The organism is Vibrio sp. S/42/10 (genome assembly GCF_029890535.1).
GTDB classification, from domain to species: Bacteria; Pseudomonadota; Gammaproteobacteria; order Enterobacterales; family Vibrionaceae; genus Vibrio; species Vibrio cyclitrophicus.
In genome coordinates, this window is record NZ_JAKMZC010000020.1 from 1 (window position 1) to 22260 (window position 22260).

The following is a 22260-nucleotide window of genomic DNA, read 5'->3' on the forward strand; positions in this document are numbered from 1 at the left end:
CTTTGGTTTCCTAAGAAGCCTTCCCGTTTCAACGAGGTCGCATTATAGAGATTTCGATCACACTGGCAAGCCCTTTTTGAAGTTTTTCTCGTTTTTTTATTCGTTCGATTAAAAAGAACTCAAAACGCCTCAAAAGTAAGCTTTTCTCTTACATCTCTTGCAGTTTCTTAGAGAATAAAGAGACTTTTTCCCAATTTGTGTACTCGACTTCTTTGGTTGTATCCGTTTCTCCACCTGTCATATTCATAATGAAGCGAATCATGGTTTTATCGAACCAGTTATAACGAGGGTAATAGAGGGCACCCGCAAACACACCGATCAAAGTTGGTTGCCACGGGGACTTAAGAAGAAACTTCTTAATATAGGCGCTACCTTCGGGAGTATCTTTGCCTTGCTCTTCTTTACGAGCTGTTAAGTTAACGCAAAAGAAAGCAACCTTGTTTGATTGCAGCTGAGCAAGATTGGCATCAATAAACTGATATAGCTTCTTATTGAGGTGCCCATAGCGAATAGATGCACCAATCAAAACTCGGTCGTATTGAGCAAAGTCGACATTATCAATGGTGTGCAGATCTTGCAGCTCACATTCGAATTCATTCATTTCTTCTTTTATATAGTTCAATATTTTCTTGGTCTGCCCTTCACGGCTTGAATACAAAAATAGAGCTTTTGCCACAATGTTGTCCTTAGCTACGCCAAAACGTAGGGGTCAATAAAATTAATAAGGTGAATATCTCTAAACGGCCAAACAGCATGGATACGATCAACACCCATTTAGCCTTGTCATTCACATCGCCGAAGTGCATTGCCACTTCACCTAAGCCTGGGCCAAGGTTATTCAATGTTGCCGCTACAGCAGAGAAAGCGCTTAGCTCATCCATCCCTGTAGCAATAAGAGCCAACATACAAACCACAAAAACCAATGCGTATGCAGAGAAGAAGCCCCAAACCGCATCAACGACACGTTGTGGTAACGCAGAACCTCCGACCTTGATGGTATAGACAGCTCGCGGGTGCACAAGACGCTTCATTTCACGAGCACCTTGCAGAGTAAGTAATAAGATTCTAATGACTTTCATACCACCGCCTGTTGAGCCTGCACATCCACCTATAAAAGAAGAGAATAGAAGCAAAACGGGCAAGAACAATGGCCACTCGGAGAAACCAGTAGTGGTGAAGCCTGCTGTCGTAGATATAGATACCGTTTGGAACAAGGCTTGATCAAAGGCATCGTAATAAGAGTCATAAGAATGGTGATTAAGCAGTAACAAAAAACAAACTAAGAACAAGACCGCCTGAATAAAGATAAACGCGCGGAATTCAGGATCTTTCCAGTAATATTTAGGATGGACCCCCCCAGAAGCAAATGCAGCAAAGTGAAGCGAATAGTTACACGCAGATATAAGAAGGAACACGACCGTAATCATGTTAACCGCCGGACTGTTGAAATAGCCCATACTCGCATCGTGAGTCGAGAAGCCACCAATCGCAATAGTAGAGAAACTGTGGCTGATTGCATCAAAGAAACTCATACCTGCAAGCCAAAACGCTACCGCACAAGCAATAGTTAGACTCAAATAGATGTACCAAAGCGCTTTTGCCGTTTCAGCAATACGCGGAGTCATCTTACTGTCTTTAACTGGACCTGGGATTTCAGCACGATATAGCTGCATACCACCGATACCGAGAACGGGAAGGATGGCGACCGCCAATACGATGATACCCATGCCACCAAACCACTGTAGAAACTGGCGATAAAATAGAATTGCCTTAGGTAGGTCATCGAGGCCAACAATTACCGTTGCACCGGTCGTCGTTAATGCAGAAAACGATTCGAAGAAAGCATCGGTTACCGAAACGTTCGGGTTATCGGCGATCAAAAACGGCAATGCGCCCGCACTGCCGATTACCGTCCAGAACAACACCACAATAAGAAAGCCATCTCGCGCTTTCAACTCATGTTTATAACGTCGGTTGGGGAACCAACAAGTTGCCCCACAGAATAATAGAACGAAAAAAGTCGTCACAAATGGTACACCCGCACCATCTCTATAGATAAGTGCGACGAGCGCAGGTGCGAGCATTGATACACTAAAAAGTGCTAATAATAATCCGACGATTCGAATAATTGAGCGAAATTGCATGAGCTATTGAACGAAGCTAAATGCTTCAAACTTCCTAGTTGTCTTTAACTTTCGTTACCAGTGCCTTGGCACCGCTTTTATTGATCATGGTCTGAGTAAACGAATCTACCTGCAGGAGCTCTATCTCAATGATAAACTCAACTTGAACACCATAATCCGCTTGGACCTCAACAGCCTGATGCTGAGCCATAATAGATTGTGCAATTGGCACGAAACCATAGTCTAACTCTAGCCGTAATTTTGTGGTTATTTTTTTCTCGATAGTTTGAAGCAGCTTGAGAGCTTGTTGTACCCCTCCACCGTATGCCTTAACCAAACCACCCGTTCCGAGTTTTATTCCGCCAGAATAACGAGTCACAACAGCTGTTAACTCGCCAACACCCGAACCAGACAGTTGCGCCAAGATAGGCTTTCCAGCAGTACCAGAAGGTTCACCATCATCACTAAAGCCCCACTTCATCGAGTCTTCAGGTCGCCCTGCAACAAATCCCCAACAATTATGTCGAGCTGAAGAATGCTCTTTTTTTACCTGTTCTACGAACTGTTTAGCAGCTTCTACACTTGGTGTATGAGCAAGCTGAGTAATGAAAACGCTCTTCTTTATCTCTTCTTCAAACAGAGCCGATGCTGACGGTATTAAATAAGGCTGTTCATTCATATCGCTAACTTAATTAATAAGAGCAGCGAAGTGTATCACGCGTGAATAATAACGGTTAGAGGATCTGTGCTATCGCACAATGTTAAACAATTGTTTAAAAAATGTATTGAAATTAATCAAGCAGAGGTACAGACTAACATAACTGGTCTTACCAGGTATTCTACAATAATAGAAAGATAACAAGATTCTCTCAAACAATCGTGGATTGTATGTCATGGAGATAGACAATGATTTACCAAGCTAACACCTTACAGGTAAAGGAATTACAAGACGGTATTGCAGAACTTAGCTTCTGTGCGCCAGCCTCTGTAAACAAACTCGACCTTGCTACTTTAGAATCACTAGATAAAGCGTTAGATGCTCTTAATGCTCACGCTGGATTACGTGGTTTAATCTTAACTTCAAACAAAGACGCGTTCATCGTAGGCGCAGACATCACTGAATTTCTTGGCCTATTTGCTAAGCCAGAAGCAGAACTTGATGAATGGTTAAGATTCGCGAATTCAATCTTCAGCAAGCTCGAAGACCTTCCTGTCCCAACTCTTTCAATGATGCGTGGCCATGCCCTAGGTGGCGGCTGTGAATGTGTCTTAGCGACCGATTTCCGTATCGGTGACAAGACCACCAGCATAGGTCTCCCAGAAACCAAACTGGGCATCATGCCTGGCTTTGGTGGTTGTGTACGCCTGCCACGTGTTATAGGTGCTGACAGCGCAATGGAAATTATCACGCAAGGCAAAGCATGTCGTGCAGATGAAGCACTTAAAGTTGGCTTGTTAGATGCGATTGTTGAAACCGACCAACTACTAGAATCAGCGATTAACACGGTTTCTTTGGCAGCCAATGAGAAACTTGATTGGCAGCTACGCCGTAAACAAAAAACATCAGCGCTTTCGCTAAGCAAACTAGAAGCGATGATGAGCTTTACTATGGCTAAGGGCTTAGTAGCTCAAAAAGCAGGACCTCATTACCCAGCCCCAATCACTTCTGTTATCGCTATCGAAGAAGCAGCACGTAGTGATCGTGATGCTGCATTGGATATCGAGCGTAAACACTTCGTTAAGCTAGCAAAATCTGAGGAAGCGAAAGCATTGGTCGGCTTATTCCTTAATGACCAATACATCAAAGGCCTAGCGAAACAAGCGGGTAAGTCTGCCAACAAAGCTACTGAACGTGCAGCAGTACTTGGTGCTGGCATCATGGGTGGCGGTATTGCTTACCAGTCAGCATTGAAAGGCGTGCCAGTGATGATGAAAGACATCGCACAGGCGTCTCTAGATCTTGGTATGAGCGAAGCTTCTAAGTTGTTGAATAAGCGCTTATCACGCGGTCGCCTAGATGGATTCAAAATGGCAGGCATTCTGTCTTCTATTACCCCAAGCCTACATTACGCTGGGGTTGAGCAGTCAGATGTGATTGTGGAAGCGGTTGTAGAAAACCCTAAAGTAAAAGCAGCAGTTTTGAGCGAAGTGGAAGGTTTGGTTGGTGAAGACACAGTTCTTACATCAAACACCTCAACGATTCCAATCAACCTGTTAGCGAAATCTTTGAAACGCCCAGAAAATTTCTGTGGCATGCATTTCTTTAATCCAGTACATCGCATGCCTTTGGTTGAGATCATCCGAGGTGAGCACACTTCAGAAGAAACCATTAATCGCGTAGTCGCTTACGCAGCGAAGATGGGTAAATCCCCTATCGTTGTTAACGACTGTCCAGGCTTCTTCGTTAACCGTGTACTTTTCCCTTACTTCGGCGGTTTCAGCATGTTGCTACGCGACGGTGCTGATTTCACAAAGATCGATAAAGTCATGGAGCGCAAATTCGGTTGGCCAATGGGCCCAGCTTACTTGCTAGACGTTGTAGGTTTAGACACAGCACACCATGCACAAGCAGTAATGGCACAAGGCTTCCCTGAACGTATGGGCAAAGAAGGTCGTGATGCGATTGACGCACTTTACGTCGCTGAAAAATATGGTCAGAAGAACGGCAGCGGTTTCTATACATACAGCGTGGACAAACGCGGTCGCCCTAAAAAGACCTTCTCTGAAGACATTCTTCCTATCTTGGCTGACGTATGCCAACAGCCACAAGACTTTGATGACCAGACAATTATCCAGCGCGTGATGATTCCAATGATCAACGAAGTGGTGCTTTGTTTAGAAGAAGGCATCATCGCGACACCGCAAGAAGCGGATATGGCACTGGTTTACGGTTTAGGTTTCCCTCCATTCAGAGGCGGCGTATTCCGCTACTTAGACAGTGTGGGTATTGGTAACTTCGTTGAAATGGCGAAGAGCTACCAAGACTTAGGTGCAATGTACCAAGTTCCTCAACTATTGCTTGATATGGCAGCGAAGGGCGAAAGCTTTTACGACGGCCAACAAGCCAGTTCTCTGTAACCCACATTTGGAAAAGGAATAGCAAAATGAATAATGTAGTTGTTGTTGATTGCCTTCGCACCCCAATGGGACGTTCCAAAGGTGGAGCTTTCCGTCACACTCGTGCTGAAGATCTGTCGGCACATTTAATGAAAGGCATTTTAGAGCGTAACCCAGAAGTAAACCCTGTCGAAATTGAAGACATTTACTGGGGTTGTGTACAACAAACGCTAGAGCAAGGCTTCAATGTCGCACGTAACGCTGCTTTGCTTGCTGGTCTACCGATTGAGATTGGTGCGGTAACGGTCAACCGTTTATGTGGCTCATCTATGCAAGCTCTGCATGATGCAACCCGCTCTATCATGGTTGGTGATGCTGAAATCTGCCTGATAGGTGGTGTCGAACACATGGGTCATGTACCAATGAACCATGGTGTTGATTTTCACCCAGGCATGTCTAAACACGTAGCGAAAGCTGCCGGTATGATGGGCCTAACGGCTGAGATGCTAGGTAAAATGCACGGTATTAGCCGTGAAGACCAAGACGCATTCGCAGCACGCTCACATGCTCGAGCTCAAGCAGCTACGGTTGAAGGTCGTTTCAAGAACGAAATCCTACCAACAGAAGCTCACGCAGCAGACGGTTCATTGTTCACTCTGGATTACGATGAAGTCATTCGTCCAGAAACTACGGTTGAGGGCTTGTCTCAGCTTCGCCCAGTATTTGACCCAGCAAACGGTACGGTAACAGCAGGTACTTCATCAGCACTATCTGATGGTGCCTCTGCAATGCTTATCATGAGCGAAGAGAAAGCCAACGCACTTGGCCTTAAGATTCGCGCTCGCGTGAAGTCTATGGCTATCGCAGGTTGCGATCCTTCAATCATGGGTTACGGCCCAGTACCTGCTACGCAAAAAGCGCTGAAACGTGCAGGCCTAACCATTGAAGATATGGGTGTGATTGAGCTAAACGAAGCGTTTGCCGCTCAATCTCTACCTTGTGCGAAAGATCTAGGTCTATTGGATGTGGTTGATGAGAAAGTAAACCTTAACGGCGGTGCGATTGCTCTTGGTCACCCGCTAGGCTGTTCTGGTTCTCGTATCTCGACGACGCTAATCAACCTGATGGAAGCACAAGATGTGAAATACGGCTTAGCGACCATGTGTATTGGTTTAGGCCAAGGTATTGCAACGGTATTTGAACGTCCATAGCGTTTACTGACTGTAATACTTGAAGGGTAATTTTTTGTGCAGCTATATTTATATAGCTGCACTTTTTATTACTTGGCATCCAACAATGCATCGATTTCGTTCAGCAAACTCTAAGAGAGAAAAACCAACACTGACGTCTATGCACAAAACGCATATATTCAATGTTGATGTTTCATTATTTTTTCTTGAATGATTCAACTAAAGTTACTTCAGTTTCCTAATATTCCTCCACGGAGCAGATCATGTTTAAAGCACTTGTACTAAACCAAGAAGACAAAAAAACTATCGCGTCAGTTTCTCAAATTGAAGAGTCTCAATTACCAGAAGGTAACGTGAAGATTGATGTTAGCTACTCTTCTTTGAACTACAAAGATGGTTTGGCGATTACAGGTAAAGGACGCATCGTTCGTAACTTCCCTATGGTTCCTGGTATCGACCTTTCTGGTGTGGTTTCACAATCTGATGACCCACGCTACAAAGCGGGCGACGAAGTTGTTCTAACGGGTTGGGGTGTTGGTGAAGGCCACTGGGGCGGCATGGCGGAGAAAGCAAGCCTAAACGGTGATTGGTTAGTGCCAATGCCATCAGGTCTAGACGCTAAAAAAGTAATGGCTATTGGTACAGCAGGCTTTACAGCAATGCTTTGTGTGCAAGCTATCGTAGATGCAGGCATCAAACCAGAAGACGGTGAAATCCTAGTAACAGGTGCAAGTGGCGGCGTAGGCAGTGTGTCTATCACTCTACTAAACCAACTGGGCTACAAAGTCGCAGCTGTAACTGGTCGTGCTTCTGCAAATGGCGAACTATTAAAATCACTAGGCGCAACACGCATTGTAGAGCGTGCTGAACTAGAAGAACCGGCGAAGCCACTTGAGAAACAACTGTGGGCTGGTGCTATCGATACGGTAGGTAGCAAAGTACTTGCAAAAGTATTGGCGCAAATTGATTACAACGGTGCGGTTGCAATGTGTGGTCTAGCAGGCGGTTTTGACTTACCAACCACGGTAATGCCATTCATTCTGCGTAACGTTCGCCTACAGGGTGTGGACTCGGTAATGTGCCCTCGTGAAAAACGTATTAAAGCGTGGGAACAACTAGCGGAATTGCTACCTGAGTCTTTCTACGCGCAAGCAACTAAAGAAGTGTCTTTAGATGGCGCAATTCAAGCTGCAGAAGACATCACTAACGGTCAAATCACTGGTCGCGTAGTCATTAAGCTATAGATTCTCAAACCTTAAGCAACAGCTTTAGGCTTGGATAACCCAAAACAACAAAGGGCTGATTTGTATCAGCCCTTTTGCGTTTTTGTCATTCAGGTCAAGTGAATCCAGACTCAGTCCTAGTTAACCCAAACCTACATCCGCAATACGCTTTTGAATCAATTCGCCACACTCCTCTTTAACCACTCTTCTTAACCATTGTTGCGAGGCGGAAGAATCGCAACGCGAGTGCCAGATCAATGAGTAATCAAACGGCATAAACTCGAATGGCAGCGGTTTAACGACTAAGTCATAACGCTCAGCCACCAAGTAAGCTAAATCAGCAGGCACAGTGATCACCAACGGCATTCTATCGACAATCGCCAATGCAGCCTCAAGGTGATAAGCACGCAACACCATTTTACGTGGGTTTTGATTAGCTAAAGCGTTATCGAGTAAAGCTTTAACGCCATCACTGATCGCGATCATCGCGTGCGGAAGTGAGACATAATCTTCAAGGCTTAATGGTTGATCGGCCAATGGGTGATTTTGGGATAACAAGCAAGACACACCAACCGGCCCTAATACGTCTTTATGAAGTGGTGCGATGCTGCCACTCGGACGACAAATCGCCATATCAACGCGCTCAGTACTGAGTTGCTTAAACAAATGCTCATGCTGCAACGGCGCAAATTCCAACGAGATATTCGGCGCTTGTTCATAAATCTTAGGCAATGCATAAGGCAAGATGGTTTGCATCGCGTAGTCAGTGGTCGCAATTAAAAAACGCTCACTACAATAGTAAGGGTCAAAATCACTCGGGCTAAGCAGTTGACGGAAAGATTCTAACGGTTGATCAATACGCTGGCTGATCTCAAGTGCTTTCTTGGTAGGAATAAGATGCTGACCTTGGCGCGTAAATAGAGGATCATTAAGTAGCTCTCTAAGACGCCCTAATACACGACTGGTTGCAGATTGACTTAAATTGAGACGAAGCGCAGCCTGGCTAACACTGCCTTCTTCAATCAATACCTTTAAGGCGACCAATAAGTTCAGGTCTCTACGATAGATGTCTTCTAATTCCACGCCACTTACCTAGCTGTATACTATCACCATTGATCACTACGTTGTTTATAGCATGCTTTAGATAAAAAAAATCCCGCAATTACGCGGGGAAGCCCAAGAAAATTGGGGATAGTGTCGGAATGTTGTCGTATCGGAATTTACTTGTTGTATTAAGGTTAGTGCTCTTGCTCTTCGGCTATGCTTTGCCAACGGCGCATCTCGACCCAAATACCAATAATCGTTGCTACTATGCCAAAGATAGGCATCAGTGAAGTCTCTGTCGGTGAGCGTAGTACTAACGCACAAAAAGAAATAAAACAGAGAACCGAATAAATTGTTAATCTATCTAATCCTGTCAACATCGCCACTCCTTAGCTAGTTGCCTTTGTTTCAAGTTGTTATCAACTTGTTAATTAAGTTATAGGAAATAATTCCGTTTGCCAAGCACTTATTGCATATTTTTTCTGCAGACGTATTATTCACTCGTTAGATAGATATAGAGATACAAACCATGACATTCAAACCTGAACTGGCAACCCATACTTTAGAAGCTGAAGGCCTGCGTTGCCCGGAGCCAGTAATGATGGTCAGGAAGACAATTAGAAACATGCAGGATGGCGATGTATTACTGGTAAAAGCTGACGATCCTTCGACAACTCGAGATATTCCGAGCTTTTGTCGATTCATGGATCATCAGTTGGTAGGCCAAGCGACAGAAACTTTGCCTTACCAGTATTTGATCAGAAAGGGATTGGAGGCGTAACGCCCCACCGAGTATCAAGTATCAAAAAAGCCGCTCGTACCTTATGTTCTTAAACAGAACTCAGAGTACGAGCGGCTTTTTGTTTATTCGTTTCTAGACTTGTTTTGCAGATGCTCGAGCTGATGCTGAATTTCTCGGATATCTTTGCGCATCGGAATAATATGCGCGACCCGAATCCAAGCCTCTACCGCAAGCGCAGTCATGATGATGGCACCCGCGACCATTGGTAGCCACATGTCCGTCAACACCATGCCTAATAATGTAAGTGCAAGACCAAAAGTAAATAGATAACTTTGGCTTTGTGGAGTAATACCCATATAACGCGTCAACATAATCATGCCCTCGTGTTCTTAACTCACAATATTAAAATATCATGACAAGTATGACAGTTATATGTCCATTCGCTCGATAAACCCCACAATACTGTAAGAGTATGACCTACAACACATTACTCTACTGATTGAGTATAATAAGACTCAATACTACCTGTTAATAGAAAGCCGCAGCGATAGCTAAACCCACGAATAATAAGGCCGTGATCTTACGAATCAGGTCAAGCGGCATCTTATCTGCCGACAACTTACCGATGATAACCACTGGCACATTCGCCAATAACATACCGATCGTAGTACCTAGAATCACCCACATTAATGCATCAGAGTATTGAGCCCCTAGAATGGAGGTCGCTATCTGGGTTTTATCACCAATCTCAGCAATGAAGAACGCGATGAAACTGGCGACAAACGGGCCTCGGTTTGAGATCTGCTCATCGTCATCCAACTTATCGGGAATCAGAATCCAGCCCGCCATAGCGATGAAACTGACCACCAGCACCCACTTTAAAACTTCAGGTGAAAGATAATCGGCGACTACAACCCCGAGCCATGCAGCAAGGGCATGATTGGCAATGGTGGCAAAGAAGATAGCCGCAATGATAGGTATCGGTTTTCGATATCGACTGGCTAATAAAAGGGATAGCAACTGGGTCTTATCACCGATCTCGGCTAAGGCGACAGTTGTAATTGAAATTGCTAAAACGCTCACGACATGCTCATTTGGGATGGAGATTATTATATTTAACCAAAGACAAACCTCGCGCCCCATCCCGGTTCACGATGCTTGTCTAAGGTCTTGCTAAGCGCCACCAAGGTGGTGGTTGCCTCGAACGCCATGATGATTTTGCATCAATTATGTTGACGGACGAACTCATTCAATAGGATATGAATAAGTAAGCTACTCCCCAAAGACCGCGAGATTTTAATCACCCACGCTTTCAAACACAAGTGTCAAACTTATCAAAATATCCACTTGTGCCGAAAAACAAACATTAAAGGCAAAAAAATCCACTAAACGACATTTTAGACCACTAATTAAACAAGATTACCCCTACTCGCTTTACCAATATCTCGGTATACTCAGAGGTTATTTTTATCATTCATTTAAAAGAATCGCGCGAACCTGACTATGCAAAAATACGATATCAAAACCTTCCAGGGAATGATCCTCGCGCTGCAGGATTACTGGGCACAAAACGGTTGTACCATTGTTCAACCACTAGATATGGAAGTAGGTGCTGGCACCTCTCACCCAATGACATGTCTACGTGCACTTGGCCCAGAGCCAATGTCTACGGCGTACGTTCAACCTTCTCGTCGTCCGACCGATGGTCGTTACGGTGAAAACCCGAACCGCCTGCAGCACTACTATCAATTCCAAGTAGCTCTAAAACCTTCTCCAGATAACATCCAGGAGTTGTACTTAGGCTCGCTTGAAGTTCTTGGTGTCGACCCACTTGTTCACGACATTCGCTTCGTTGAAGATAACTGGGAAAACCCAACACTAGGCGCATGGGGCCTTGGTTGGGAAGTATGGCTAAACGGCATGGAAGTAACTCAGTTTACTTACTTCCAACAGGTTGGCGGCCTTGAGTGTAAGCCTGTAACTGGCGAGATCACTTACGGTATCGAGCGTCTAGCAATGTACATCCAGGAAGTAGATTCTGTTTACGACCTTGTATGGAACGTAGCACCAGACGGTTCTAATGTGACTTACGGTGACATCTTCCACCAAAACGAAGTTGAGCAATCAACATACAACTTCGAGCACGCAGACGTAGATTTCCTATTCACTTTCTTCGACCAGTGCGAAAAAGAGTGTAAAGAGCTACTTGAGCTTGAGAAGCCACTGCCGCTTCCAGCTTACGAGCGCATTCTAAAAGCAGGTCACGCATTCAACATCCTTGATGCGCGCAAAGCTATCTCTGTAACAGAGCGTCAACGTTACATCCTTCGTATCCGCAACCTGACTAAAGCTGTTGCAGAAGCGTACTACGCGTCACGTGAAGCACTTGGCTTCCCAATGTGCCGATCTGTAGAAGAAAAGGAAGGTAAATAATCATGGCGAAGAATTTTCTAATTGAACTGGGTACGGAAGAGCTTCCACCAACGGCACTTCGTTCTCTAGCAGAAGCCTTTGCTTCTAACTTTGAAGCGGGTCTTAAAACGGCTGAGCTTTCTCACGAAGGCATCAAGTGGTACGCAGCACCTCGTCGTCTAGCTCTTAAAGTAACCGCACTGGCTGAAGGCCAAGCTGACAAAGTCGTTGAAAAGCGTGGTCCTGCTGTTTCTGTAGCATTCGATGCTGAAGGCAACGCGACTAAAGCAGCACAAGGTTGGGCTCGTGGTAACGGTATCACTGTTGAGCAAGCTGACCGTCTGAAAACAGACAAAGGCGAGTGGCTTCTTTTCAAACAAGAAGTAGCTGGCAAACCTGTTCAAGAATTGGTGATGGATATCGCTGCGAAAGCACTGGCTGGCCTACCAATCCCTAAAGCGATGCGCTGGGGTAACTCAGACATTCAATTTATCCGTCCAGTAAAAACACTGACAGTACTACTAGGTGATGAGCTTGTTGAAGGCGAAATCCTAGGTGTAGCATCTGCTCGTACTATCCGTGGCCACCGTTTCATGGGCGAACAAGAGTTTACAATCGATTCTGCTGACCAATACCCTGCGATCCTAGAAGAGCGCGGTAAAGTAATGGCAGATTACGAAGCACGTAAAGCGATCATCCTTGCTGATTCGCAAAAAGCGGCAGCAGCGGTTGGCGGTAAAGCTGACCTAGAAGATGACCTTGTTGAAGAAGTAACGTCTCTGGTTGAATGGCCAGTAGTACTTACAGCGAAGTTTGAAGAAGAATTCCTAAAAGTCCCTTCTGAAGCTTTGGTTTACACCATGAAAGGCGACCAGAAGTACTTCCCAGTGTATGACGCTGATAAGAACCTTCTGCCAAACTTCATCTTCGTTTCGAACATCGAGTCTAAAGAGCCTCGTCACGTAATCGAAGGTAACGAGAAGGTTGTACGTCCACGTCTAGCTGATGCTGAGTTCTTCTTCAACACAGACCGTAAGCGTCCGCTTATCGACCGTCTTGCTGAACTAGAGCAAGCTATCTTCCAGAAGCAACTGGGCACTATCAAAGACAAAACCGACCGCATCACAGAACTTGCTGGCTACATTGCTGAGCAAATCGATGCTGACGTTGAAAAGTCTAAGCGTGCTGGCCTACTGGCTAAGTGTGACCTAATGACATCAATGGTATTCGAATTTACGGATACTCAAGGTGTGATGGGGATGCACTACGCGACTCACGATGGTGAAGACGAGCAAGTAGCACTGGCACTTTACGAGCAGTACATGCCTCGTTTCGCGGGTGACACACTACCAAGCACTGGTATTTCTTCTGCAGTCGCAATGGCAGACAAGCTAGACACTATCGTAGGTATCTTCGGTATTGGCCAAGCACCAAAAGGTTCTGACCCATTCGCTCTACGTCGTGCATCACTAGGTGTGCTACGTATCATCGTTGAAAACGGCTACAACCTAGACCTAACCGATCTAATCGGTAAAGCGAAAGAGCTACTAGGCGACAAGCTAACTAACGACAACGTTGAAGCTGACGTTATCGACTTCATGCTAGGTCGTTTCCGCGCATGGTACCAAGATGCTGGTTTCAGCGTTGATATCATCCAAGCGGTACTAGCACGTCGTCCAACTAAACCTGCTGATTTTGACCAACGTGTTAAAGCGGTTTCTCACTTCCGTGAACTGGAAGCAGCAGAAGCACTAGCAGCAGCGAACAAGCGTGTAGGTAATATCCTTGCGAAATTCGATGGCGAGCTACCAGCAGAAATCGATCTAGCACTTCTTCAAGAAGACGCAGAGAAAGCACTGGCTGAAAACGTTGAAGTAATGACAGAAGCACTAGAACCAGCATTCGCGACAGGCGACTACCAAGAAGCCCTAAGCAAACTTGCTGACTTACGTGAACCCGTTGATGCATTCTTCGATAACGTAATGGTTATGGCTGATGATGAAGCGCTTAAGAAGAACCGTCTAACACTACTGAACAACCTACGTAACCTGTTCCTACAGATTGCTGACATCTCTCTACTGCAAAAATAAGCACGAGTGAGACAGTTGCTCTTAGTCATACTCTGAGTAACTAACAGTAAATACCCAAAGGGAAGCGAAAGCTTCCCTTTTTGTTTTTGTGAACCAAGCATTTGTTTGTAGAGGTGTTATTGATTAACTGAATGAAACAGCACTCAGACTGTAGAGGGTATTGTTTGCTATAAATAACCTGTTTATTCAGGGGAAGGGAACAATGAAAAAGACAGTACTCGCGCTTTCAATACTCGCACTCAGCGCATGCAGCCAAACCAATGACAACAATCTACTGCTGACAATTGATAACGACACTGTCGTATTCGAATCATCCGGTAAAGGCACCGTGATTGCAGAACAGGAACTCGCTAAAGGTAGTTATACCTTCTCTATCAGCGACGCTCAAAGTACCTGTGGTACTAACTTTGCTCTGGCTGAAGAGAGTCGCATCAAATTCAATAAACCCCTTCGCCTAGACGACTGCGCCGAAAAGTCCGAAATCGCTATTAAAGTCTTTCGCGCTAACACCTATCAATTTACGCTCAACCCACAGACCAATGAACTCACGGTTCAGATAAAGCCAAAGCAGCAACAAGTTCAAAGCTTTGCCTGCCCAATACCTAGTGACCAGCCAACCACCATCAACGTTGCTCAAACCTTTGATGATGGTACCTTGGTAAGAGACGCCCTTTCAGGCAAACAAATCACAGTAACTAATGGCAGCGTCACCATGCAGCCTGCAGAAAACAGCCAAGGTATTCTGCTACTAGAGAAAGTAGAACCAGAAACCAAAGCCGATTTTAGTTGGGATAACGCCACGGTTTACTTCGTAATGACTGACCGTTTCCACAATGGCAACCCTGACAACGACAACAGCTATGGTCGCAGCCAAGACGGACAAGATGAAATCGGCACCTTCCACGGTGGTGACCTAGCAGGCTTAACCGAAAAGCTCGACTACATTGAATCGCTCGGGGCCAATGCTATCTGGATTACCTCTCCACTAGAGCAAATCCACGGCTGGGTTGGCGGTGGTGATCGCGGTGACTTCAAACACTATGGCTATCACGGCTATTACCATCAAGACTGGACCAAGCTTGATGACAACATGGGTACCGAAGACGAGCTGAAAACCTTCATCGATACCGCGCACAGCAAAGGCATTCGTGTTGTTTGGGACGTGGTGATGAACCACACTGGCTACGCCACGCTTGCCGACATGCAAGAGTTTGATTTTGGTAAACTCAACCTGACCGATGAACAAGCTAAACAAACGCTTGGTGAAAACTGGACAGATTGGCAACCCGCTAAAGGTCAGAACTGGCACTACTTCAACAACTACATCTCATACAGCGATAAAGAAGCATGGGAAAAGTGGTGGGGCAAAGCTTGGCTGCGCAGTGATATCGGAGCCTATGACTCTCCAGGTTACAATAACCTCACCATGTCTTTGGCGCATTTACCCGATTTCAAAACAGAATCGACAGAGACCACTGGGCTACCTAACTTCTATCGCAACAAGTCCACCAGCGCCACGGATGAACTCCAAACCCCTCGTGAACATCTAATCACTTGGTTGTCTGACTGGGTACGTGAATATGGCGTTGATGGTTTTAGAGTCGATACCGCCAAGCACGTTGAGTTAGACGCGTGGGCAGAGCTTAAAGAGAGCACTAACCAAGCGCTTGCAGAATGGAAGCAAAACAACCCAGACAAAGCCCTGGATGACCTACCTTTTTGGATGACAGGCGAAGTATGGGCACACAGCGTAGTCAAATCAGACTATTTTGCTAACGGCTTTGATTCGATCATCAACTTTGAATTCCAGAGTGATATCGCACCAAAGGCGCTCAAGTGCCTATCCGATCTTGATGCTGATTACCTTCGTTACGCAGAGAAGATCAACAACGACAGCGAATTCAACGTACTGAGTTACCTATCGTCTCACGACACCTCTCTATTCTGGACACAACATGGCAGCGACTTTGCGAAACAGACCAAAGCTGCAAACGCGTTGATGCTGGCTCCCGGTGCGGTGCAGATCTATTACGGAGATGAAATCGCTCGTGATTTCGGCCCAACAGGCTCAGACCCAATGCAAGGTACTCGCTCTGACATGCCTTGGGATCAAATCACCGGCGAACGTGCAGAGTTGCTAGAACACTGGCAAGCGCTTGGCCAATTCCGCCAACGCCACCCAGCGGTAGCCCAAGGTAAGCACATCATCCGTAACAGCAAGGGCTACTATGCGTTCGAACGCCAATACCAAGATGACAAGGTATTAGTCGTTTATACTGGCTCAAAGTAAGCGCTGATTGAAATAACCCACAGGAATTAAAAGGAGAAGCTTAGGCTTCTCCTTTTTTTGATCACGAAACACTCGTTCAATAAGAAAGCAGACACTCATTAGTTAAACTTTATAGAAGTTTTTTTCGTGTTAGAGCATTTGGCGCTATGCGTCGCAAAAACATTGCGGTATGTTCAAGGAATACACTGTTGGTAGACATAAGGTCTGCCTTAATGACACATAACAAGCAATCACAATGAATTAGGTAAAATAAGTAATGCAGTTCTCTAAGTTTGGTGAAAAATTTAATCGATACTCTGGAATCACTCGTTTAATGGATGATTTGAATGATGGCCTGCGCACTCCTGGAGCAATCATGCTCGGTGGTGGCAACCCAGCCGCTATCCCAGCCATGCTCGATTACTTTAACCAAGCCAGTGCCGACATGCTCGCCAGTGGAGAACTCATCGCCGCCCTCGCCAACTACGATGGTCCGCAAGGCAAAGACAGCTTCATCAAATCGTTAGCTACAATGCTAAAAGATACTTACGGCTGGGACATCAGTGAGAAGAACATTAGCCTAACTAATGGTAGCCAAAGTGGCTTCTTCTACTTATTCAACTTGTTAGCAGGTCAGCAGCCAGATGGCTCACACAAGAAAATCTTGCTGCCAATCGCGCCTGAGTACATCGGTTACGGCGATGCTGGCATTGATGACGATATATTTATCTCATATCACCCAGAAATAGAGTTGCTTGAAAACAGACAGTTCAAATACCACGTTGATTTTGAGAAGCTCAAGGTTGATGACTCGGTTGCCGCTATCTGTGCTTCTCGCCCAACCAACCCAACTGGTAACGTGCTGACCGACGAAGAAGTCCGTAAACTGGATAAGCTAGCGCGTGAAAACAACATCCCGCTGCTGATCGATAATGCCTATGGCTTGCCGTTTCCAAACATCATCTTTGAAGATGTCGAACCGTTCTGGAATGAAAACACCATTCTGTGCATGAGCTTATCTAAGCTTGGTTTGCCTGGTGTGCGTTGCGGTATCGTGATTGCGAGCGAAGAAGTAACACAAGCTCTGACCAACATGAATGGCATTATCAGCCTAGCACCTAATAGTGTTGGCCCTGCGATTGCTAACCACATGATTGAAAAAGGCGATTTACTGCGCTTAAGTAGCGAGGTAATCAAACCTTTCTATAAAGATAAGTCTCTACGTGCAGTTGAGCTCTTACAAGAAGCGATCGACGACCCTCGCTTCCGTATCCACAAGCCTGAAGGCGCGATTTTCTTATGGCTATGGTTTGATGAGTTGCCAATTACCACCATGGAGCTGTACGACCGCCTCAAAGCTCGTGGCGTATTGATTGTTCCTGGTGAATACTTCTTTATCGGCCAAGAAGATGAGTGGGATCATGCCCACCAGTGCTTACGTATGAACTACGTGCAAGATGATGAAGCAATGCAGAAAGGCATTTCAATCATTGCAGAGGAAGTGAAAAAGGCTTACTCAGAACAGTAATCAAAGCTTTTAGGTTACTGTAGGCCAAATACAAAAAAGAGCACCTCATAAGGTGCTCTTTCACTTTTACTTTCCGATATTTATTAGCTCAAATGAGCTAATAACGCTTAACCTTCTAGAAGACTATTACCATTAATAGCAATCTTACGCGGTTGCATCGCTTCTGGGATCTCGCGTTCTAGGTCGATGTGAAGGAGACCATTTTCCATGCTTGCGCCTACCACTTTTACATAGTCAGCCAGTTGGAATTTACGTTCGAAATCGCGCTCTGCAATACCTTGATATACGAAGGTTTTCTCTACTTCTTCTTTACGCTCACCTTTCACAATTAGCGTATTCTCTTTTTGAGTCAGATCTAATTGGTCATCTGCAAAGCCAGCGACTGCCATAGTAATACGGTAGTTATTCTCGTCTTTTTGCTCGATGTTATAAGGAGGGTAACCGCCAGAAGTATTTTTCGATGTGTTCGCTTCCATCATGTTGAATAGACGATCGAAGCCGATTGCGTTGCGGTAAAGTGGAGTGAAATCTACAGTTCTCATAATGCTATCCTTTTAGTAAGCAATAGTCTTAGCTGTGATTTTTACTAAGATCGAACTTGTGAGTGACCCAGTAAACAGCTAAGGGATTCAGTTTGCATTCCTCGGGTTTCGCCTCTTTTGGCGACAACGCTGGGACATGACAATGAATCAATTTTTAAATTGTGTGCTGCCAAAGTTATCCTCTATTGAGCGATACTCTAGCAACGGTTATGAAGGTTCTGTTTCTTCTCTTGTAGAGCAAGACAGTCATCCTCTTCACAACTAGATATGTGGATTGAGCAAAATAGTTTCAAGGGATTATTTTCAATTATTTTTTCAACTCAATATTTTTCAAGACCTTACAGAGACAAAAAAGCACCGCCAATAGGCAGTGCTTTCATAATTTTATGAACTTAATCAATACAACGAAGACATCAATTTAATTGCTTCGAGGCTAAGTTAGTTCGCATTAGTTCAAGCGAAATAACGACGCATCGCAGTAATTAAACGTCTAAGTTTGCTACTTTCAATGCATTCTCTTCGATGAAGTTACGACGAGGCTCTACTTGGTCGCCCATCAACGTTGTAAACAACAGATCTGCACCAACGGCATCGTCAATGGTTACTTGCATCATACGGCGAGTTTCAGGATCCATTGTCGTTTCCCAAAGCTGGTCAGGGTTCATCTCACCTAGACCTTTGTATCGTTGCAAGCTTAAGCCACGACGAGACTCTTTCACCAACCAGTTCAGAGCTTCAACAAAGCTAGAAACCGCTTGAGTACGCTCACCACGCTTGATGTAAGCGCCTTCTTCAATCAAGCCATCAAGGGCTTCAGATAGATCAGCCAGCTTCGCGAACTCTTTCGAGTTAATCAGATCAATGCTTAGTAGGTGTTCATGAGTTACACCATGAGTACGAACCACGATCTTAGGTACGCTCAAACCTAGCTCTTCATGTTTTTCAACTTCAAGGCTGTATTGGCTAGCACCGACTTCTTTCGCGTTTAGCTGTTCTACAAGCTGCTTACCCCAAGCTTCAACTGCCACGTCATCATGACACTGCTCAGCCGTTAGACGAGGAACGTAAATCAGTTCGTGAACCAATGCGCGTGGGTAACGGCGGCTCATGCGGTCAACAAGCTTAATACCCGCATTGTATTGCTGAACAAGCTTCTCTAGACCTTCACCTGCGAACGCTGGCGCTTCAGGGTTTACGTGCAGTTCTGCATTGTCTAAAGCCAAAGATACTTGATACTGGTTCATCGCATCTTCATCTTTAATGTATTGCTCTTGCTTACCTTTCTTCACTTTGTAAAGTGGCGGTTGAGCAATGTAAATGTAACCACGTTCAATCAGCTCAGGCATTTGACGGTAGAAGAACGTCAGTAGCAGTGTACGGATGTGAGAACCATCGACATCGGCATCGGTCATGATAATGATGTTATGGTAACGCAGTTTATCTGGGTTGTATTCGTCACGGCCAATACCACAACCAAGTGCAGTGATTAGCGTTGCGACTTCTTGAGAAGACAGCATTTTATCGAAACGTGCTTTCTCTACGTTAAGGATTTTACCTTTAAGCGGTAGGATTGCTTGGTTCTTACGGTTACGCCCCTGCTTAGCTGATCCGCCAGCAGAGTCTCCTTCCACAATATACAGTTCAGACAGTGCAGGATCTTTTTCCTGACAGTCAGCGAGTTTACCTGGAAGGCCTGCTAAATCTAATGCGCCTTTACGACGTGTCATCTCACGCGCTTTACGCGCTGCATCACGAGCTCGTGCTGCATCGATAATTTTCGAACAAACGATTTTCGCTTCACCTGGATTCTCAATGAGGAACTCAGACAATTTCTCACCCATAGTAGACTCTACGGCAGACTTCACTTCTGAAGAAACCAGCTTGTCTTTAGTTTGGCTTGAGAACTTAGGATCTGGCACTTTCACCGAAACAATCGCCGTCAAACCTTCACGAGCATCATCACCTGATGTTGAAGTCTTCGCTTTCTTCGAGAAGCCTTCTTTGTCCATGAAGCTATTCAATGTACGAGTTAGTGCAGCACGGAAACCTGCTAAGTGAGCACCACCATCGCGTTGAGGGATGTTGTTGGTGAAACAGTAGATGTTTTCTTGGTAGCCATCATTCCACTGCATCGCAACTTCAACGGTAATACCGTCTTCACGCTCAGAGTTAAAGTGGAAGATTTTTTGGATGATTGGCGTTTTGTTAGTATTAAGGTGCTCAACAAACGCTTGGATACCGCCTTCGTATTCGAAGTGATCCATTTTGTCTTCTTCGCGCTCGTCAATCAGCTTAATTGACACACCTGAGTTCAAGAATGATAGCTCACGTAGACGCTTAGCTAAAATATCATAATGGAACTCGATGTTAGTGAAGGTTTCTTCACTCGGCCAGAAACGAATCTCTGTACCGGTTTTATCCGTGTCACCGATAACAGCTAGTGGCGCTTGAGGCTCACCGTGGCTGTAGGTTTGAGTGTGGATTTTGCCACCACGGTGGATAGTAAGAGTAACTTGCTTAGAAAGTGCGTTAACTACTGAAACACCAACACCATGCAGACCACCAGATACCTTGTACGAGTTATCATCGAACTTACCACCAGCGTGAAGAACCGTCATGATTACTTCTGCTGCTGATACGTTTTCTTCTGGGTGCAATTCTGTTGGGATACCACGGCCGTCATCGCTTACAGACACAGAACTATCTTCATGGATAGTTACAATAATGTCATTACAGTGACCAGCTAGCGCTTCATCAATAGAGTTATCTACCACCTCAAAAACCATGTGGTGCAGACCGGTACCATCATCCGTGTCGCCAATGTACATTCCAGGACGCTTACGTACCGCATCCAGACCCTTCAGTACTTTAATACTCGATGAATCGTAATTATCTGACATAGTTACTCTCTGACTAATTATCCTTGCTCTATTTTGCCATGTTCCACATGAAACATCCTGCTATTTTCGTCATGCATATCAGCAATCTGATCAGCGGTAATAGAGCTTACAAAAACTTGAGCCTTAGTCGCCTTTAAACACTCAGCAAGACGTGCTCGGCGTTGGCTATCTAATTCGGAAGCGAAGTCATCTATTAAATAGATGCACTGCTTACCTGTCATTTGGGTGAGGTGCTGCCCTTGTGCTACGCGCAACGCGCACACCATCAACTTCAATTGACCTCGTGACAAGACATCTTCCACTGGAGTGCCGTTCACTTTTATCTTTAGATCCGCTTTGTTTGGCCCACTAAATGTGTAACCAAGCTGCTGATCCCTTTCAAAATTCTTTTCTAATATCTCAGCGTATGGGGTGTCTTTATCCCAACCACGATAGTAGTTAATCTTTATCTCAAACTCAGGAAGGAAGGTCGCACAGATTTCCTCTGCCACTTCTTTTAACTGCTCAACGTAGGTAGCGCGCCATTGGCTGATGCTTTCTGCTAAACGGGCTAATTCTTGATCCCAATAGCTTAGCTCTCGATAATTCGTTGCCGTTTTCAATAATGCATTACGCTGTTTATTGAGTCGCTTGACCCTGCCCCATGCATCATAAAAACCAGACTCACTATGGAAGACTCCCCAATCAATGAATGCCCGGCGATGTTTAGGTCCATCCGTCAGTAAATCAAACCCTTCAGGATGAATCAACTGCAATGGTAATACTTGAGCTAGCTGAGCTAATTTTTGCCCAGTTTGACCGCTTATTTTAACCTCTGTCGTGCCATCGCGCTGCTTATTAATGCCAATTGGCAGCTCAAATTGATCCGAGGTCATAAAACGGCCATGAACAAACAGTTCGCTACACTCATTTTGAATGATACGACCGGTTAATGAGCTTTTGAATGAGCGACCATGTCCGAGCAGATACACCGCTTCCAGGACACTGGTTTTGCCGCTACCGTTAGCCCCTATAAGAAAGTTAAAGCCTGATGACGGTTGAATGTCACAGGCTTCTATATTTCTAAATTGCTTAACGATTAAGCGCGATAAAGGCATAACGTCTTCATATTAATCTTCAATCACGACTCGGTAGGTCAAC

At 45.1% G+C, this 22260-nt stretch carries 18 protein-coding genes; 8 read left to right on the plus strand and 10 right to left on the minus strand.

Features of this window, described 5'->3' with window-relative positions:
- Nucleotides 1–148 precede the first annotated feature (148 nt).
- Genes hemG through L8S15_RS18490 form a run of 3 tightly spaced genes read right to left on the minus strand, consistent with a single transcriptional unit; the run spans nt 149 to nt 2802 of the window.
- On the minus strand, nt 149–676 hold the full coding sequence (hemG, locus tag L8S15_RS18480; protein ID WP_016767554.1) for a menaquinone-dependent protoporphyrinogen IX dehydrogenase: 528 nt from the start codon (nt 674–676) through the stop codon (nt 149–151).
- A gap of 10 nt (nt 677–686) precedes the next feature.
- Entirely contained in the window at nt 687–2144 is a 1458-nt protein-coding gene (locus L8S15_RS18485; RefSeq protein WP_016767553.1) for a TrkH family potassium uptake protein, read from the minus strand.
- 34 nt (nt 2145–2178) lie between these two features.
- The gene (locus tag L8S15_RS18490; RefSeq protein WP_016767552.1) at nt 2179–2802 is read right to left on the minus strand and encodes a YigZ family protein; all 624 of its coding nucleotides are present in this window, start codon (nt 2800–2802) and stop codon (nt 2179–2181) included.
- A gap of 227 nt (nt 2803–3029) precedes the next feature.
- Between L8S15_RS18490 and fadB the strand changes: the two genes are divergently transcribed.
- From fadB to L8S15_RS18505, 3 genes are all read left to right on the plus strand, one after another.
- On the plus strand, nt 3030–5201 hold the full coding sequence (fadB, locus tag L8S15_RS18495) for a fatty acid oxidation complex subunit alpha FadB (RefSeq protein ID WP_016767551.1): 2172 nt from the start codon (nt 3030–3032) through the stop codon (nt 5199–5201).
- A 26-nt stretch (nt 5202–5227) separates the two neighbouring features.
- Nucleotides 5228–6391, plus strand: a complete 1164-nt coding sequence (fadA, locus tag L8S15_RS18500; protein ID WP_009848166.1) for an acetyl-CoA C-acyltransferase FadA — start codon at nt 5228–5230, stop codon at nt 6389–6391.
- A 242-nt stretch (nt 6392–6633) separates the two neighbouring features.
- Nucleotides 6634–7614 (plus strand): MDR family oxidoreductase, encoded by a 981-nt coding sequence (locus L8S15_RS18505; protein ID WP_010433138.1) that lies wholly within the window; start codon nt 6634–6636, stop codon nt 7612–7614.
- A 120-nt stretch (nt 7615–7734) separates the two neighbouring features.
- Here the strand turns inward: L8S15_RS18505 and L8S15_RS18510 are convergent, their stop codons facing one another.
- Both L8S15_RS18510 and L8S15_RS18515 read right to left on the minus strand, forming a co-directional pair.
- Nucleotides 7735–8676, minus strand: a complete 942-nt coding sequence (locus L8S15_RS18510) for a LysR family transcriptional regulator (protein WP_010433141.1) — start codon at nt 8674–8676, stop codon at nt 7735–7737.
- A gap of 155 nt (nt 8677–8831) precedes the next feature.
- Nucleotides 8832–9017 carry a hypothetical protein gene (locus L8S15_RS18515; RefSeq protein WP_010433144.1) on the minus strand — a complete coding sequence of 62 codons (186 nt, stop codon included), beginning with the start codon at nt 9015–9017 and terminating at the stop codon, nt 8832–8834.
- A gap of 149 nt (nt 9018–9166) precedes the next feature.
- On the opposite strand from L8S15_RS18515, the gene tusA reads away from it, so the two are divergent.
- Entirely contained in the window at nt 9167–9418 is a 252-nt protein-coding gene (tusA, locus tag L8S15_RS18520) for a sulfurtransferase TusA (RefSeq protein ID WP_004736675.1), read from the plus strand.
- Between the two features lie 83 nt (nt 9419–9501).
- On the opposite strand, the gene L8S15_RS18525 is transcribed toward tusA, so the two are convergent.
- Nucleotides 9502–9756, minus strand: a complete 255-nt coding sequence (locus L8S15_RS18525) for a hypothetical protein (RefSeq protein WP_016767550.1) — start codon at nt 9754–9756, stop codon at nt 9502–9504.
- A gap of 151 nt (nt 9757–9907) precedes the next feature.
- Nucleotides 9908–10462 (minus strand): TMEM165/GDT1 family protein, encoded by a 555-nt coding sequence (locus tag L8S15_RS18530; RefSeq protein ID WP_010433152.1) that lies wholly within the window; start codon nt 10460–10462, stop codon nt 9908–9910.
- 420 nt (nt 10463–10882) lie between these two features.
- On the opposite strand from L8S15_RS18530, the gene glyQ reads away from it, so the two are divergent.
- From glyQ to L8S15_RS18550, 4 genes are all read left to right on the plus strand, one after another.
- A complete protein-coding gene (gene glyQ, locus L8S15_RS18535; protein WP_004736678.1) occupies nt 10883–11812 on the plus strand; it encodes a glycine--tRNA ligase subunit alpha in 930 nt (309 codons plus the stop codon).
- Nucleotides 11813–11814: 2 nt separating this feature from the next.
- Nucleotides 11815–13881, plus strand: coding sequence for a glycine--tRNA ligase subunit beta (gene glyS, locus L8S15_RS18540; protein ID WP_280574611.1), 2067 nt, complete (start codon nt 11815–11817; stop codon nt 13879–13881).
- 202 nt (nt 13882–14083) lie between these two features.
- Complete coding sequence (locus L8S15_RS18545) at nt 14084–16171, plus strand: alpha-amylase (RefSeq protein ID WP_010433154.1); 2088 nt, start codon at nt 14084–14086, stop codon at nt 16169–16171.
- A gap of 256 nt (nt 16172–16427) precedes the next feature.
- Nucleotides 16428–17678: a valine--pyruvate transaminase gene (locus L8S15_RS18550; protein ID WP_010433155.1), complete on the plus strand. Its 1251-nt coding sequence runs from the start codon at nt 16428–16430 to the stop codon at nt 17676–17678.
- A 107-nt stretch (nt 17679–17785) separates the two neighbouring features.
- On the opposite strand, the gene L8S15_RS18555 is transcribed toward L8S15_RS18550, so the two are convergent.
- The 3 genes from L8S15_RS18555 to recF all read right to left on the minus strand — a co-directional run bounded on the left by L8S15_RS18555 (nt 17786) and on the right by recF (nt 22217).
- The gene (locus L8S15_RS18555; protein ID WP_010433156.1) at nt 17786–18220 is read right to left on the minus strand and encodes an Hsp20 family protein; all 435 of its coding nucleotides are present in this window, start codon (nt 18218–18220) and stop codon (nt 17786–17788) included.
- Between the two features lie 482 nt (nt 18221–18702).
- Nucleotides 18703–21120, minus strand: a complete 2418-nt coding sequence (gene gyrB, locus L8S15_RS18560; RefSeq protein ID WP_016767545.1) for a DNA topoisomerase (ATP-hydrolyzing) subunit B — start codon at nt 21118–21120, stop codon at nt 18703–18705.
- Nucleotides 21121–21137: 17 nt separating this feature from the next.
- Entirely contained in the window at nt 21138–22217 is a 1080-nt protein-coding gene (gene recF, locus L8S15_RS18565) for a DNA replication/repair protein RecF (RefSeq protein WP_010433158.1), read from the minus strand.
- Between the last annotated feature and the right edge of the window lie 43 nt (nt 22218–22260).

Coding starts and splice junctions, on each gene's coding strand:
- gyrB (WP_016767545.1), bottom strand. CDS start 21,120: ATGTCAGATAATTACGATTCATCGAGTATTAAAGTACTGAAGGGTCTG.
- L8S15_RS18490 (WP_016767552.1), bottom strand. CDS start 2,802: ATGAATGAACAGCCTTATTTAATACCGTCAGCATCGGCTCTGTTTGAA.
- L8S15_RS18515 (WP_010433144.1), bottom strand. CDS start 9,017: ATGTTGACAGGATTAGATAGATTAACAATTTATTCGGTTCTCTGTTTT.
- glyQ (WP_004736678.1), top strand. CDS start 10,883: ATGCAAAAATACGATATCAAAACCTTCCAGGGAATGATCCTCGCGCTG.
- L8S15_RS18485 (WP_016767553.1), bottom strand. CDS start 2,144: ATGCAATTTCGCTCAATTATTCGAATCGTCGGATTATTATTAGCACTT.
- L8S15_RS18555 (WP_010433156.1), bottom strand. CDS start 18,220: ATGAGAACTGTAGATTTCACTCCACTTTACCGCAACGCAATCGGCTTC.
- tusA (WP_004736675.1), top strand. CDS start 9,167: ATGACATTCAAACCTGAACTGGCAACCCATACTTTAGAAGCTGAAGGC.
- L8S15_RS18525 (WP_016767550.1), bottom strand. CDS start 9,756: ATGATTATGTTGACGCGTTATATGGGTATTACTCCACAAAGCCAAAGT.
- recF (WP_010433158.1), bottom strand. CDS start 22,217: ATGCCTTTATCGCGCTTAATCGTTAAGCAATTTAGAAATATAGAAGCC.
- glyS (WP_280574611.1), top strand. CDS start 11,815: ATGGCGAAGAATTTTCTAATTGAACTGGGTACGGAAGAGCTTCCACCA.
- fadB (WP_016767551.1), top strand. CDS start 3,030: ATGATTTACCAAGCTAACACCTTACAGGTAAAGGAATTACAAGACGGT.
- L8S15_RS18505 (WP_010433138.1), top strand. CDS start 6,634: ATGTTTAAAGCACTTGTACTAAACCAAGAAGACAAAAAAACTATCGCG.
- L8S15_RS18550 (WP_010433155.1), top strand. CDS start 16,428: ATGCAGTTCTCTAAGTTTGGTGAAAAATTTAATCGATACTCTGGAATC.
- fadA (WP_009848166.1), top strand. CDS start 5,228: ATGAATAATGTAGTTGTTGTTGATTGCCTTCGCACCCCAATGGGACGT.
- L8S15_RS18545 (WP_010433154.1), top strand. CDS start 14,084: ATGAAAAAGACAGTACTCGCGCTTTCAATACTCGCACTCAGCGCATGC.